This is a genomic window from Leptolyngbya sp. KIOST-1 (assembly GCF_000763385.1).
Lineage (GTDB): Bacteria > Cyanobacteriota > Cyanobacteriia > Phormidesmidales > Phormidesmidaceae > Nodosilinea.
This window is the reverse complement of sequence record NZ_JQFA01000002.1, coordinates 539,795-554,650: the sequence shown is the minus strand read 5'-3', so window position 1 is coordinate 554,650 and position 14,856 is coordinate 539,795. Positions and strand designations below refer to the sequence as shown.

At 62.5% G+C, this 14,856-nt stretch carries 13 protein-coding genes; 6 read left to right on the top strand and 7 right to left on the bottom strand.

From position 1 onward, the window contains the following. Window positions 1-151: 151 nt before the first annotated feature. Window positions 152-721, bottom strand: coding sequence for a hypothetical protein (locus NF78_RS02610; RefSeq protein WP_072015947.1), 570 nt, complete (start codon window positions 719-721; stop codon window positions 152-154). Window positions 722-1,130: 409 nt separating this feature from the next. On the opposite strand from NF78_RS02610, the gene NF78_RS02605 reads away from it, so the two are divergent. Then, window positions 1,131-4,115 (top strand): type I secretion system permease/ATPase, encoded by a 2,985-nt coding sequence (locus tag NF78_RS02605; protein WP_035984732.1) that lies wholly within the window; start codon window positions 1,131-1,133, stop codon window positions 4,113-4,115. Here NF78_RS02605 and NF78_RS30735 read toward each other — a convergent pair. Continuing rightward, window positions 4,112-4,351: a hypothetical protein gene (locus NF78_RS30735; protein ID WP_156119615.1), complete on the bottom strand. Its 240-nt coding sequence runs from the start codon at window positions 4,349-4,351 to the stop codon at window positions 4,112-4,114. The two genes, NF78_RS02605 and NF78_RS30735, sit on opposite strands and share 4 nt — an antisense overlap. Window positions 4,352-4,509: 158 nt before the next feature. Between NF78_RS30735 and NF78_RS02600 the strand changes: the two genes are divergently transcribed. Together NF78_RS02600 and NF78_RS02595 are read left to right on the top strand one after the other, a co-directional pair. Then, window positions 4,510-6,027, top strand: coding sequence for an HlyD family type I secretion periplasmic adaptor subunit (locus tag NF78_RS02600; protein WP_035984729.1), 1,518 nt, complete (start codon window positions 4,510-4,512; stop codon window positions 6,025-6,027). Between the two features lie 211 nt (window positions 6,028-6,238). Beyond that, window positions 6,239-7,225: a LysR family transcriptional regulator gene (locus NF78_RS02595; RefSeq protein WP_035984726.1), complete on the top strand. Its 987-nt coding sequence runs from the start codon at window positions 6,239-6,241 to the stop codon at window positions 7,223-7,225. A gap of 49 nt (window positions 7,226-7,274) precedes the next feature. On the opposite strand, the gene NF78_RS02590 is transcribed toward NF78_RS02595, so the two are convergent. The 4 genes from NF78_RS02590 to NF78_RS02575 all read right to left on the bottom strand — a co-directional run bounded on the left by NF78_RS02590 (window position 7,275) and on the right by NF78_RS02575 (window position 9,409). Beyond that, window positions 7,275-8,066: a hypothetical protein gene (locus tag NF78_RS02590; protein ID WP_035984723.1), complete on the bottom strand. Its 792-nt coding sequence runs from the start codon at window positions 8,064-8,066 to the stop codon at window positions 7,275-7,277. Between the two features lie 97 nt (window positions 8,067-8,163). Then, entirely contained in the window at window positions 8,164-8,937 is a 774-nt protein-coding gene (gene hisA / locus NF78_RS02585; RefSeq protein WP_035984721.1) for a 1-(5-phosphoribosyl)-5-[(5-phosphoribosylamino)methylideneamino]imidazole-4-carboxamide isomerase, read from the bottom strand. Between the two features lie 11 nt (window positions 8,938-8,948). Further along, the gene (locus tag NF78_RS33345; RefSeq protein ID WP_035984720.1) at window positions 8,949-9,188 is read right to left on the bottom strand and encodes a type II toxin-antitoxin system HicA family toxin; all 240 of its coding nucleotides are present in this window, start codon (window positions 9,186-9,188) and stop codon (window positions 8,949-8,951) included. Beyond that, window positions 9,188-9,409, bottom strand: a complete 222-nt coding sequence (locus tag NF78_RS02575; RefSeq protein WP_035984719.1) for a type II toxin-antitoxin system HicB family antitoxin — start codon at window positions 9,407-9,409, stop codon at window positions 9,188-9,190. Before NF78_RS02575 ends, NF78_RS33345 begins: the two co-directional genes overlap by 1 nt. Window positions 9,410-9,709: 300 nt before the next feature. Between NF78_RS02575 and fabI the strand changes: the two genes are divergently transcribed. Further along, entirely contained in the window at window positions 9,710-10,486 is a 777-nt protein-coding gene (fabI, locus tag NF78_RS02570) for an enoyl-ACP reductase FabI (protein ID WP_035984716.1), read from the top strand. A gap of 132 nt (window positions 10,487-10,618) precedes the next feature. Next, window positions 10,619-12,004: a hypothetical protein gene (locus tag NF78_RS02565; protein WP_052049665.1), complete on the top strand. Its 1,386-nt coding sequence runs from the start codon at window positions 10,619-10,621 to the stop codon at window positions 12,002-12,004. An 85-nt stretch (window positions 12,005-12,089) separates the two neighbouring features. On the opposite strand, the gene NF78_RS02560 is transcribed toward NF78_RS02565, so the two are convergent. Beyond that, a complete protein-coding gene (locus tag NF78_RS02560; RefSeq protein ID WP_035984714.1) occupies window positions 12,090-12,584 on the bottom strand; it encodes a gluconokinase in 495 nt (164 codons plus the stop codon). Between the two features lie 143 nt (window positions 12,585-12,727). Between NF78_RS02560 and NF78_RS02555 the strand changes: the two genes are divergently transcribed. After that, window positions 12,728-14,842, top strand: coding sequence for an amylo-alpha-1,6-glucosidase (locus tag NF78_RS02555; RefSeq protein WP_035984712.1), 2,115 nt, complete (start codon window positions 12,728-12,730; stop codon window positions 14,840-14,842). Window positions 14,843-14,856 lie beyond the last annotated feature (14 nt).

The window sequence follows — 14,856 nt, the reverse complement described above, 5'->3', positions numbered from 1 at the left end:
AAGCCCACCGCCGCCGACACGGTCTCATACCAATCGTCCATGCTTCTGGCGAGGCCTTTCCCCTGCGATCGCCCGCCAGTTGGGGATTACCGTGCTGTGGATATGTAGGCCTCTGCTTAAATCGCGACTACCCCTTTACCTATTCACCCCTTTACCGATCGAAGCTGGCGATCGCCCGAGCCGCTCCAATGCTCTGCTCGCCGGGGCCAAAGGTGACCTCCAGCGCCTGCTGGTCGGTAAAGGCCCGGGATGCCTCGCGGTAGACGGTGCGAGTGGTGGGCAGGGTGCGCCGCTGGCCGTTGTAGTCGAAGGTGAGGGCGTACTCGACCTCCCTGTGCAGGCCCAGCTCGCTGCGCTGCTCAATCGGTTCGCGCTTGCGGGCCTCTAGCTCGTCGGCGGTGGGGCGAGGGGGCAGCGGCGGCCAGTATAGCCCGTTGTCGTCGGGGCCGGTGGCGGCTCCCTCGGGGCGGACGCCATTGCGGTTGACCAGGGAGTTGGAGCCAAAGGTCTCCATATGGATGGTCTGGCGGCGATCGAAGCTGCGGGCGTACTCGGCCCGCCAGGTCTGGGTAACGGTGGCGGTGGCTTCGTAGGTGCCGGTGGTAACGGTGTTGCCCGTGGCGGGGTAGTTCTCGCACCCGGCGACCAAGCCCATGGCCAGGGCCAGCGTGCCAGCCGACAGCCAGCGGGGCAGCGAGAACGAAGTACTCAACGTAGGCATAGCAGCCAATGGTATCCAAAGACGATCTTTTCTGTAGACGCTATCAGCGTTTTATATAGAACAGCTATGGCAGGCGGCAGAGGCTAAAGTGGCACAGGAGGCTGGTCTAAGCGCAGTCGGTTGCTTCAGGGGCCGACTCAGCGATCGCGGGCTAGTAGCAGTAGTGCACGTTAACCCGAGGTTATCCTGCCGAGGTTATTCAAGGGCTTACTATGGGGCCAGGCTGTTGAAGGTCTTCAACCTGTCGCCCAATCCCAATGCCGAGCTAGTTAAATTACGTTGTGTATCGATTTAGTGCCATTCCCTATCGTTCACAGAGCCTGTTGATTCAACCTGGTGAATACCAGGTTCTCGCTTTGGCATGTAGCTGTGCCCGGCTGTCCCTACCGCGCGTCTGTACCCCCTGGCCATGACCCAAACGTCGCTTTCGATTCAGCAAACCTTTGAGACCTTAGAGCCCTTTGATCGATTGCCCCTCGCCGCTCTGCAACAGCTGCTGCAGACGGCCCAGCCCCTCAAGTATCGGTTGGGGCAGCCGCTGCTGCGACGGGAGGTGCTGACCCAGCAGGTGATTGTGCTGCTCGAAGGGCAGGCCCGGCTGCTGGGCTATGACCCGCGCACCCAGCAGCCTGTCACCCTGGATCGCTTTGGCCGGGGCGAACTGCTGGGGGTGATCAGCCTGATTCGCGGAGTGTCCTGTGAAACGGTGATCGCCTCAACCGAAGTGCTCGCCCTCACCCTGCCCTCCTATATGTTCCTGGGGCTGCTGGATGAGTACCCCGACTTTGGCCGCGCGGTGCGCGATCGCGTCTACCGAATCGAAGCCTTTGACCTAGTAGCGGAGCACGCCAAAGCCCACGCCCTGGACTTCGGCGATCTCAAGGCCAAGGCCCAAACCGTCTGTGACGAATCGGCGATCGTCACCCTGCCCAGCGGTCTCAACACCCTGGAGCGGCTGGACCCCGCTCTGACCTGGGTACTGAGCGGCGGCACGGTGCTGAATATTCCGGTGGGCTCTACCCTGGTGCGCGATCGCCCCGTGGACGTACTCAGCCCCCAGGGGGCGCGGGTGCTGGGCATGACCCCGGCGGTGCTGGCCGAAACCCTGCCCGAACCGGCGATCGCCCAATCTGAGGCGGTGCCGCGCCCCGTGGAGGTGCTCGACGTCAACAACATCCCCTACGCCACCGAGGCCGATCTGGCCCCCCGGGCTTCAGATCCCTCCGCGAAGGAAAAATCCCCCGGCCGCAGCTACCCCTTTGCCCGGGGCCGGGGCGAGGTCGATGGGGCGCTGGCCTGCTTCGACATGCTCAGCCAGCAGTTCTCTATGCCCTTTCGCAAAGATGTCGTTCGCCGCATTTTGGCCAATCAGCACGAGCGCATGGGTCAGCTCTCGCTGCCAATCTGCGGTTCGGTGAGCGAAATGATGGGCCTCAAAACCCAGCTGGTGCGGGTGCCCGTGGGGGCCTTTGGTCGGCTCAATACCCCCTGCCTGATTCGCTGGCAGGAGAGCTTTGCCGTCGTCTATGAAACCGGCGAAAAGGCCTACATTTTGGGCGACCCCGAGGTGGGCGTCATTCGCCGCACCCCGGAGAGCTTTGCCGAGGCCTGGGGCGACAGCGGAGAGGTGCTGTTGTTGGAGCCCACCCGCGAAACCCCTCAGCAAAAGTTTGGCCTCAACTGGTTTTGGCCCTCGATCAAAAAGTACCGCTGGGTGCTGATTGAAGTGTTTGTGGCCTCGTTCTTTGTGCAGCTGTTTGGCCTGGCCAATCCGCTGATGGTGCAGATCATCATCGATCGCGTCATTGTGCAAAACAGCGTCGATACCCTGCAGGTGCTGGGGGTCTTTCTGGTGGTGGTGGCCATTTTTGAGGCCCTGCTCACCAGCCTGCGCACCTACCTTTTTGTCGATACCACCAACCGCATCGACATGGCCCTGGGCTCCGAGATCATCGACCACCTGTTTCGGCTGCCCCTGCGCTACTTTGACAAGCGCCCCGTGGGCGAACTCTCCAGCCGCATCAACGAGCTGGAAAATATTCGCTCCTTCCTCACCGGCACCGCCCTGACGGTCGTACTCGACGCGGTCTTCTCCGTGCTGTACATCGTGGTCATGTTCATCTACAGCTGGCTGCTGACCCTGGTGGCCCTGGCCACCATTCCGCTGTTTGTGCTGGTGACGGTGCTGGCCTCCCCGATTGTGCGCAAGCAGCTGCGGGTCAAAGCCGAGCGCAATGCCGCAACCCAGTCGCTCCTGGTCGAGTCGCTGTCGGGGATTCAGACGGTGAAGGCGCAAAATATAGAGCTGCGCACCCGCTGGAAGTGGCAGGAGCGCTATGCCCAGTACGTCAGCGCCGGGTTTAACACGGTGCTCACCTCTACCACCGCCAATTCCGCCAGCAACTTTCTCAACAAGCTCTCGGCGCTGCTGGTGCTGTGGGTGGGAGCCTACCTGGTGCTGGCCGGGCAGCTCACCCTGGGTCAGCTGATTGCCTTCCGGATCATTTCGGGCTACGTGACCGCGCCGATTTTGCGCCTGGCCCAGCTGTGGCAAAACTTCCAGGAGACGGCCCTGTCCCTGGAGCGGCTGTCGGACATCATCGACCATCCCCAGGAGACCGACGCCGACGAGGCCAACCAGATCCCCATGCCGGAAATCACAGGTCAGGTCACCTTCGAGAATGTGGCCTTTCGCTTTGCCCCCTCGGGGCCGCTCCAGCTGGCCAACGTCAACCTGGAGTTTCCGGCGGGAATTTTCATTGGCGTGGTGGGCCAGAGCGGCTCGGGCAAGAGTACGCTGATGAAGCTGCTGCCCCGCCTCTACGAGCTGGAGTCGGGCCGCATTTTGATCGACCACTACGACATTAGCAAGGTGGATCTGCACTCGCTGCGGCGGCAGATCGGCATTGTGCCCCAGGACAGCCTGCTGTTTGAGGGCACCATTCAGGAGAATATTGCCCTCACCAACCCCGACGCCGAGTCGAGCGTGATCATCGAGGCGGCCAAAACCGCCTGCTGCCACGACTTTATTATGGACCTGCCCCTGGGCTACAACACCCGCGTCGGCGAGCGCGGCTCCACCCTCTCCGGCGGGCAGCGGCAGAGAATCGCGATCGCCCGCACCATCCTGCAAAACCCGCGCCTGCTGATTCTGGATGAGGCCACCAGCGCCCTCGACTACGACACCGAGCACCAGGTCTCGATGAATCTCAAGGCCTGGGCCCAGGGCCGCACCGTCTTTTTCATCACCCATCGGCTCAACACCATTCAACAGGCCGACCAGATTCTGGTCATGGACCAGGGCTCGGCGGTGGAGTTGGGCACCCACGAGGAACTGATGGCGCTTCAGGGGCGCTACTTTACCCTCTACCAGCAGCAGCTCAGCGGCGTCTAGGGGAGGCAGGTGGATGGGTAGGCGGGTGGATGGGTAGGTGGATGAGTAGGCGGGTGGATGAGTAGGCGGGTGGATGGGTAGGCGGGTGGATGAGTAGGCGGGTGGATGGGTAGGCGGGTGGATGAGTAGGCGGGTGGATGGGTAGGCGGGTGGATGAGTAGGCGGGTGGATGAGTAGGCGGGTGGATGGGTAGGCGGGTGGATGAGTAGGCGGGTGGATGAGTAGGATCGAGTCATTTATCCATCCACCCCTCACCCTCCCACCCTCCTACCCCTCACCCTCCTACCCCTCACCCTCCCACCCTCCTACCCCTCACCCTCCCACCCTCCTACCCCTCACCCTCCCACCCTCCCACCCCTCACCCTCCCACCCCCTACCCCCTACCCCCAAAACCATGGTTCGCATCAACAGCCTCCCCCCCAGCCAATCCTCCGACCCCAACGGCGACGCCGTGCTCGCCAACCAGCCCTCGCGGCAGCGCGTTCAGTTTGACAAGCCCGTTATTCTGCGCCAGTCGCCCCGCTGGTCGCGGGCGGTGGTCTGGAGCCTGGTAGGGGTGACGACCTTTACCCTGGCCTGGGCCTGTCTGGCCAAGTTTGAGGAGGCGATTCCGGCCCAGGGTAAGCTGGAGCCGAAGGGGATGGTGCAGCCGGTGCAGGCTCCGGTGGGGGGGGTGGTTGAGCAGGTGCTGGTCAGCGAGGGGCAGGCGGTGGAGGCGGGGGAACCCCTGCTGCGGTTTAACCCCGAAACCACCCAGGCTCAGCTCACGTCGCTTGAGACCATTCGCACCAAGCTGCAGGAGGAAAATGCCTTCTACCGGGCGCAGCTGGCCAACAACACGGAGGCCAGCGCCCCGGTGGATATTGCCCCCGGGCTGGTGCAGCTGACCAGCAACCGGGCTGCCCTGGTGGCCGAAAATGCCCTCTACCGCGCCCAGCTGGCGGGGGATGCCACTGGGGAAACCCTGCCCCCGGCCCAGCGCGATCGCCTGCGGGCGGCCACCGCCGAACTCAACTCGCGCCTCAGCATTGCCAATCTAGAGGTGGATCAGCTGCGCCGCCAGCTCACTCAGACCCAGGCCCAGCTGACCAACGCGCGCGATGCCCTGCGGGTGAATCAAAACATTCTCGATCGCATTCGGCCCCTGTACGAAGCTGGAGGGCTGGGCGAAATTCAGTACCTGCAGCAGGAGCAGGAGGTGAACAACCGCCAGACCGAGGTCAACCGCCTGGTGGAGGAAGGGCAGCGGCTGGAACTGGCGATCGCCCAGGCCCAGGAGCAGTTTCGCAATACCTCCATCGCCTCCCAGGACGCGCTGCAGCAGCGCATTGCCGCTAACGACAACCAGATCGCCACCATCGACAGCCAGCTGACCAAAACCGTACTCGACAACGACAAGCAGCTGCAGGAGCTAGACAGCCAGATCGCCCAGCTCCAGCAAACCCTCACCTACCAGGAGCTACGGGCTCCGGTCAGCGGCACGGTGTTTAACCTCAGGGCCAACCAACCGGGCTACGTGGCCAACTCCACCGAACCGATTCTGGAGATTGTGCCGGCCGATGCCCTGGTGGCGCGGGTGTTTATCACCAACCGTGACATTGGTTTTGTGCGCGAGGGCATGGATGTGGACGTGCGCATTGACTCGTTCCCCTACAGCGAGTTTGGCGATGTGAAGGGAACGCTCACCCGGATTGGCTCCGATGCCCTGCCTCCCGACCAGATCAACCCCAACTACCGATTTCCAGCCGAGATCACCCTGGGCGATCAGATGATCGCGATCGATGGACAGCCCGTGCAGCTCCAGTCGGGGATGTCGCTGAGCGCCAACATCAAAACCCGACCCCGCCGCGTCATCACGATTTTCTCCGACCTGTTTGTGCGGAAAATTGACACCCTGAAGACGGGTGGCTAGGGCTCTGCGGCGTCAATAGAGATAGCAACAGGGCTGCAGGTTGCGGGGCCAGATGCTAGGGATTGAGAACGATTCGCCGATGGACACCAGGCTTTGGCCCCGGTGTCATCGCTCCCATGTCACCATATCCATAGAAAAAGTTAACAAGTCGCGCAGATTTGATAGAATAGCGTCTATGTAATACTCCGTTGCTCGCCAGGGAGGTTGTTCGTTGATTCACGCCACGCTGCACCAGCTCAAGGTTTTTGAGGCGACTGCTCGCCACGGCAGCTTCACCCGCGCCGCCGAAGAGCTCTACCTGACCCAGCCCACGGTGTCGATTCAGGTGAAGCAGTTGACCAAAGCGGTGGGGCTGCCCCTGTTTGAGCAAATCGGCAAGCGCCTTTACCTGACCCAGGCGGGGCAAAAGCTGCTGGAAACCTGTCAGGAAATTTTTGACGGCCTTGACCAGTTTGAAATGGCGGTATCCGACCTGAAGGGGCTGAAGCAGGGTCAGCTGCGCCTGGCGGTGATCACCACGGCCAAATATTTTGTGCCCCGGCTGCTGGGGCCGTTTTGCCAGCGCTTTCCCGGCATCGACATTTCGCTGAAGGTGACCAACCACCAGCAGATTCAGGAGCGCATGGCCAACAACGACGATGACCTCTACATCATCAGCACCCCGCCCGAGCAGCCCGATCTCAAGATTTACCCCTTTCTGGAAAATCCGCTAGTGGTGCTTGGTCCCCAGGATCACCCGCTGGTGGGCAAGCCGCGATCGCCCATCAGCGTGCTCAACGGGGAACAGTTCATCATGCGGGAGCCGGGCTCGGGTACCCGCCAGGCGGTACAAAAGCTGTTCTCCGAGCACGAGATTGACGTCAAGGTGCGGCTGGAGCTGGGCAGCAACGAGGCGATCAAGCAGGCGATCGCAGGCGGCCTGGGGATTTCGGTGCTGTCGCTGCACACCATTATCTCCGAGGGCACCACGGGCGAGTTTGCCATCCTCGATGTCGATCACTTCCCTATCGATCGCCAGTGGTACGTGGCCCACCTGGCCGGCAAGCAGCTCTCGGTGGTCTCCCAGGCATTTTTGAACTACCTGCTGGAAGAGAGCCACGCCATGGTGGACAATTTACTGCCGGGGATCAATCGGGTGCCTCCCGCAGCCGATCGCGCCACCAAGGCCAAGGGCAACGAACTGCTGAGCAAAGTTTAGTCATAGGGACTAAACCCGTGAGCCCTACAACTCTTAACTTGGCAACCTGCTAAGGTACCCGGACGGCGACGGTGTATGACGGCCGCTGGGACTTCTCTCGCTGGGTTTTGACCAGGCGAAAATCCTGGTCTATGTAAAGGTGATCGAGGCGTGGCCTAGCCTCAGCAATCTTTTGGTACTGCTTGGCTCGAACCCGATTTTTGCCCGGAGTTGGTATTGCCGTTTGCGACTGAAATTCAGGGTCTTTTTGATACTGGGCTACGGTTAGATTAAACCAAGCCTGCGCGGCTTCAGCATTAAAGGAAGGGGAACCCAGACGCAGCCCCTGCCGAATGCAGAGGTTTTGAATCTCCCAATAGTCTTGCCCCACCTGCCCCGGTGCCGATGGGTGGTCGGCTGCGGCCAGGGTCTTAACGCCGTAGCTCTGCATGATCATGAAATCGTAGCTGAGCAGCCAGCGTGAGAGCCAGCTCAAGATTGGGGTTTTGCGGCCTGGTTTGTAGCGGGCCAGGTTGGCGTAGAAGCCGTTGTCGTCAAAAATTTGGTACGACTCGTCGTGCACCCGCCCCGGAATGATGTCCTGAAAGGGAATCGTTGACCAGAGCGGCCACCAGATGCCCTTCAGCAGCGGAATTTGCTGGTTCAAATCTGGGGTGGGGTTGCGCTGCTCTAGCTCGTTAAACAGCGGCAGCAGGGTTTCGGTCGCAAACCGAACTTTTCTCGCCATTGGCTCGCTGTCCCGCCCTTCCACCTGTTTGAGAAGGGTGGCTTTTAGGGTGGCGGTGCTGGCCTCGGCCAGGGCCGTGGAGTCAAAGGGCGGGGCGAGTAAAGCAGAGTCCATACCGAGTCCTGAGTCGATTTGATCACGACGGGTGCTGTGGCCCTGGGAGCACGGTTTGCGGATCGCGGTTCAAGGCCATTGGTGAGCCTGACTTGGTTTAGGCGAAGGCCGAGCCACCCAGCGACGGGGGCACATCCTGCCAGCGCCCGTTGCCCACTGCCCGCACCGCTTCTTTGAGGCTGACATCCCCGGTATAAAGGGCACGACCCACAATTACCCCCTCAACTCCCTGGGGTTCCAGCGCCAGCAGGCTGAGCAAATCGCGCAGGGCACCGACGCCGCCGGAGGCAATCACGGGGATCGACACGGCTGCCGCCATCGATCGCATCGCCGGAATGTTTGGCCCCTGGAGAGTGCCGTCGCGCTGAATATCGGTGTAGATAATCGCCGCTGCGCCGCGCTGCGCCATCTGCTGGGCCAGGGCGATCGCCTCCACTTCAGAGGTTTCTAGCCAGCCCCGCGTCGCCACTTTGCCGTCCCGGGCATCGATCCCGACGATGATCTGGCCGGGGAATTCGCCGCTCAAGTCGCTGACTAGCTCAGGGTTCTCAATCGCCGCCGTGCCCAAAATGGCGTAGCGAACGCCGATGGAGAATAAATCGGTGACTCGGGCGCGATCGCGCAGCCCACCCCCCACTTCGATGGGAATGTCTACAGCGGCGGCGATCGCCTCAATGGCCTGCCAGTTTTCCGGCTTGCCCGACTTGGCCCCATCGAGATCCACCAGGTGCAGCCGGGTTGCCCCCTGGTCTACCCACTGCTGCGCCACCTCCACCGGGTTGTCGTTAAACACCTCGGTCTGGGCGTAGTCGCCCTGGTACAGCCGCACACAGCGACCGTCGATCAAATCAATAGCGGGAATAACTTCCATAGTTCAGTAACTTAACGTTGGTTGTAGGCTTGCAAAAATTCTTCCCTTGAGACTCCAATCTGATTGCAGATGGCTCTCAGCGTTCCACTTTTGATAGCTGAATGGTTGGGCATAACGAGGGGTGTTTGGGTCCCATCCTCATTCTCACGGCTCATAACAATGTGCTCTCGTTCCCGAATGACCCGAAAGCCCAATGCCTCAAAGGCTTTGATGACTCGCTTTTTAGGGGCATCAACCGGGAACTTGGACATCACACGGCAACGGCAGCTTCAGCGATAAAGACCTCAACCGATGGGGAATCATCCAGCATCTCTTTGCCAAAAATATCAACGTAGCAAGCGATCGCAGATTTTACATCGGCGAGCGCTTCTTCATAGGTATCGCCTTGGCCTACCACGGCTCCAGCCATACCAATCGGATAGGCCACATAACCGTCTGGATGTTTCTCAATTACGATCTTGAACGTCTTCATGGATCACGCCTCTAGAGCAGACTGTAAACCTGTGCTAACCCATCGCCAGCATACGTAGGTCTGCTCTCCCATAGTGACACAGCGGGTGGATGCCTTATTTGCTATAGCCATCGCCAGAACCGTTAGGACACTCTGTAACCGCGTGGGGCGATGGCTAGACGCCATTGCGCTGCCCCAGTTCTCCTCAGCGCAATGTCCATCGCTATATTTCCTGGCCCCTATTCACCGGGCCCACATTCCCGTAAACTCCTAAATGCGAATCCTACGGGTGAAGCATAGCCGCCCAAACCTAACGACACCATGCTAGACCTGACTGGTAAAAACGCCCTGGTAACGGGCATTGCCAACAACCGCTCGATCGCCTGGGGCATTGCCCAGCAGCTCCACGCTGCCGGGGCCAACCTGGGCATCACCTACCTGCCCGACGAAAAAGGCAAAATGGAAGGCAAGGTCAAGGACCTGGTTGACCCCCTCAATCCCAGTCTGTTTCTGCCCTGCAACGTGCAGGACGAAGCCCAGGTCGAGCAGGTGTTTAGCACCATTGGCGAGAAATGGGGCAAGCTGGATATTTTGATTCACTGCCTGGCCTTTGCCAACCGGGACGACCTGACCGGCGACTTTAGCGCCACCTCCAAGGCAGGCTTTCAGCTGGCCCTCGATGTCAGCGCCTACTCGCTGATCACCCTGGCGCGGGGGGCCAAACCGCTGATGACCGACGGCGGCAGCATCGTCACCCTCACCTACCTGGGCGGCGTGCGGGTGGTGCCCAACTACAACGTCATGGGCATTGCCAAATCGGCGCTGGAGATGAACGTGCGCTACCTGGCCTCAGAACTCGGCCCCCACAACATTCGGGTCAACGGCATTTCCGCTGGCCCCATCCGCACCCTGGCCTCCTCGGCGGTGGGCGGCATTCTCGACATGATTCACCACGTCGAAGAAATCGCCCCCCTGCGTCGCACCGTCACCCAAACTGAAGTCGGCAATACGGCGGCGTTTCTGTGCAGCGACCTCTCGACCGGCATGACCGGGCAAATTCTCTACGTCGACTCGGGCTACTGCATCATGGGGATGTAAGTCGCGCTGGGCAGCCGAGGCCAACCCCTCGGTACCGGCGCGAGATTGAAGGGCAAATCTGGCACATCGATCGCGCCAGTCAATTGGGGGCGTGGCTACGCTGGAGTAGCTTTGCACACCGGGATACCCGCCATGAACCGCGCGATCGCCCTTGCCCTTGCGCCCCTCTGCCTGGGCCTTGTGACCACCCTGCCGCTGCCGGGGCTAAACGGCTGCTCGATGCTGGCCTGGGCGCAGGACGCCCGCACCTACGGCAGCCAGGGCAGCAGTGGCCGCAGCGGACGGGCCGGGCGCGATGGGACCGCTGGGGCCAGCCAAACAACCGTAGCCAACGGTACCCCGGCCAGCTTTACCCTCACCGGCCGCGATGGCGAAGACGGCGAGGCGGGGGAAAATGGCTCCCGGCCCCGCTGCGGTGGCCAGCCCCGCAATGTGGCCTTTCACCTGCGCGCCCCCGATGGCGGCAATGGCGGTAGCGGCGGCCGCGGCGGTGACGGCGGTAACGGCGGCAACCTGACGGTGTATTTTGGCGATCGCGCCGCCCTGCGACAGCTCTCGGTAGATGCCCGGGGTGGTCGTTTTGGTCGGGGCGGCCGGGGCGGCAGCGGTACCCTGGGCTGTCGCTGCGACAGACGCGACTGGACCGTTCAAACCTGCACGGGCACCCCCGGCCAGGCCGACCACAGCTGCCAAAACACCCGCTACACCTGCCGCGACGGCCGCAGCGGCAGCAATGGAGCCTTTGGCCGCGATGGCACCCCCGGTGCCGACGGTCAGCTCTGGATCGTTAATCAGCTGGAGCCTCTACAGCCCGAAACCCCCGCGGCATCGGTGGGGCTGACCACCCTGGCCAGCCAGCCGGTGCAGCTCTCGCGCAACCTGTGGGCCGAGCGCAGCGGAGCCAACGCCCTGCTGGCCCCTGGCTCCCGCGTCGACGACACCTACCAGGAGTACACCGGGCGGGTGGAGGGCACCGTCAGCCTCGACTGGCAGGCCCCCCGGCGGCTGGGCATTTTTGCCGGGGGCAATGTGCGCACCGAAATACAGCCTGACGGGTCACTGGCAGCCACCTTTTCTGAGAGTCTATGGGCTGACTACACCACCCGCCGCGAGGGCGACCAGATGGTGATCACCGTGACCAACGCGGTGCGAGCCAGCGATGTCACCCGCCTGGCGCTGGGGACGGTGCAGGGTAGCGGTGCCAGTCTCACCGCCGCTGTGCTGGACCTGGCCAACGAGTCAGACTATTTGACGACTCAGTTTCGCCTCACGGTGAGAACCACCCGCGACGACCCCAGGGACAACCGCCGCCCCCGCTACGTCACTGTTTACGACGATGTGGTGCCAGCGGAGCTGGTCAGCCTGGTGGGGAATCGCTTTGAGCTGGCCCTGGGGCAGCTGCCCATCGATCGCGGCCCTCTAGCCCGCGGTACCTATGCCCAGCTGGAGCTGACCGCCGTGCGATCGCTGGGGGACAACCGGGCGGAGCAGGCGATGTCCTGGCAGGGGCAGTTTTAGGGAGTGGTCGGTCTAGGACCGTTCAAACGTTTGAACGGTCCTGGGGGAATTGTCCTAATCAGACTGGCTACAGCCATAACAGCCCCTAGCGCTGGGCCAGGTCCAGCTGCTCGACAATGGATTCAACAATCGCCTCTGGGGATTGATCGACCTCAACCACCAGGCTGTCGGCGGGGGCTTCGAGGGCTTCCATTTGGCTGTCCAACAGAGAGTCGGCCATGAAGTGCCCCTCGCGGTCGTTCAATCGCTCCTGAATCAGGTCGTAGGAGCCCTTGAGCAGCACAAACTCCACCCGATCGCGATCGCCACCGAGCTGCTGGCGGTAATCGGCCTTGAGGGCCGAGCAGGCAATCACGGCTTCTTCTCCATTGGCCAACAGCGTATCGATACATTCCTGTAAAGATGCTATCCAGGGGCTGCGATCGCGCTCATTCAGCGGTTCGCCCCGCTCCATTTTGGCTATATTGTCGGACGGGTGAAAATCGTCGCCTTCGTGGAAGGGTATCTCCAGCCGCTGGGCCAGTCGCTTACCGACGGTGGTTTTGCCCACCCCCGAAACCCCCATCAAGATTATGATCATGCTAGCTAAGGCGTTGGTTAGTACAGCAGCCCGCAGGGCCAGTCAAGGCTAAACCCCGCAGGTATAGAACGAGCTGGCCGAAGCCGCTACCGAACCGATTCTATTGGGCAGCTCTGGCTGCGCTCTTCCACAGGTTTATATGTATGACTATTTCCTTTGGCCGTCATCTGTCTGGCAGTAGGACATTTGCCACTCAGCAGGAATGGCTAATCACCAACGGGCTGGGCAGCTACGGTTGTGGCACAGTGGCGGGGGTACTCAGCCGCCACTACCACGGGCTGCTGGTGGCGGCGCTGAAGCCCCCGGTCGAGCGCACGCTGCTGGTCACCAAGGTCAACGAAACCGCCACCTACCTGGGCCAGCCCTACCCCCTCTACTGCGATCGCTGGGCCGATGGCACCCTGACCCCCCTCGGCTATCTGCACCTGGAGTCGTTTCGGCTGGAGGGCACGATTCCAATCTGGGTGTACGCGATCGCCGACGCGCGCCTCGAAAAGCGCATCTGGATGGAGCCGGGGGCCAACACCACCTACATCCGCTACAGCGTCAGCCGGGCCACCGCTCCGGTGCAGCTCGACCTCCAGGTGCTGGTCAACCATCGCCTCCACCACCACAGCAGCCGGGGCGAGGGCTGGCAAATGGCGATCGCAGACTGCCCCCACGGCCTCCGCATTCAGGCCAAAGCCGACGCCCAGCCCTTTTACCTGCTGAGCGAAACCGCCCCCGCCAGCCCCGCCCACACCTGGCACAACGGCTATGCCCTGGCGGTGGAGGCCTACCGGGGCATTGACCCCTACGACGACCACCTGCACGTCGCCACCTTTACCCCCACCCTGGGCCAGGGCCAGTCCTTTACCCTGGTCGCCACCACCGACGCCGACGCCGATTGCTCCGGCCAGAGCGCCCTGCTGCGCCGCCTTGCCTACGAGCAGCACCTGATCAGCCAGGGCAATGCCGCCCAGCCCGACGCCCAGCCCCCCGCCTGGGTCGACCAACTGGTGCTGGCCGCCGACCAGTTTGTGGTCAACCGGGCGATCGCTGGCCTGGGAGCAGACACCGACCCGACTGATTTTGGCGATCCGCTGGCGTCCCCCAGTGCAGAGACCGCAGGCAGCCCGGCCCACCCCCAGGTCCCAGACCCCAACGCCCCCTCCCCTCAGTCGGGAAAAAGCGTGATCGCAGGCTATCCCTGGTTTGGCGACTGGGGCCGCGACACCATGATTGCCCTGCCGGGGCTTACCCTCACCACCGGCCGTCCCACCCTGGCCCGGCTGATCTTGCAGACCTTTGCCCGCTTCCTTGACCGGGGCATGCTGCCCAATGCCTTCCCCGAGGATGGCCAGGCCCCCCACTACAACACCGTAGACGCCACCCTGTGGTACTTTGAAGCCCTCCGCGCCTATCACAGCGCCACCGCCGATACCGCCCTGATTGAGGCCCTCTTTCCCCGGCTGCAAGAGGTGATCGACTGGCACAGCAAAGGCACCCGCCACGGCATTCAGCTCGACCCCGCCGACGGTTTGCTGGCGGCGGGCGAACTCGGCGTACAGCTCACCTGGATGGATGCCAAAGCGGGTGATTGGGTGGTAACCCCCCGGACTGGTAAGCCGGTGGAGGTCAATGCCCTGTGGTACAACGCCCTGCTGGTGATGGCCGCCTTTGCCCGCCTGCTGGGCCAGTCAGCGGCGGACTACCAGGTGATGGCGGCCCGAACCCTCCAGGGCTTTCAGCGCTTCTGGAGCCCCGAGCTGGGCTACTGCTACGACATCCTCGACGGCCCGGACGGCTCCGACCCGGCCCTGCGCCCCAACCAAATCTTTGCGGTCTCCCTTCCCGATCCGTCCCTGGGCGCCCCCTGCCTGACCCCCGACCAGCAGCGGGCGGTGGTGGAGGTGGTCGCCCAGCGGCTGCTCACCTCCCACGGGCTGCGATCGCTTGACCCCGACCACCCCAGCTACGTCGGTACCTACGGCGGCGATCTGATCCAGCGCGACGGCGCCTACCACCAGGGCACCGTGTGGAGCTGGCTGATTGGTCCCTTTGTGCAGGCCCACTGGCGGGTCTACCAGGATGCCGACCTGGCCCACAGCTTTTTGGACCCGCTGATTCACCACCTGTATGGCGGCTGCCTGGGCACCCTCAGCGAAATTTTTGACGGCGATGTGCCGATGGAGCCGCGCGGTGCCTTTGCCCAGGCCTGGTCGGTGGCCGAGGTGCTGCGGGTCAGCGCCCAGCTGCGCCCCCGGCTCAAGGAGTAGGCCATTGCTCCAGG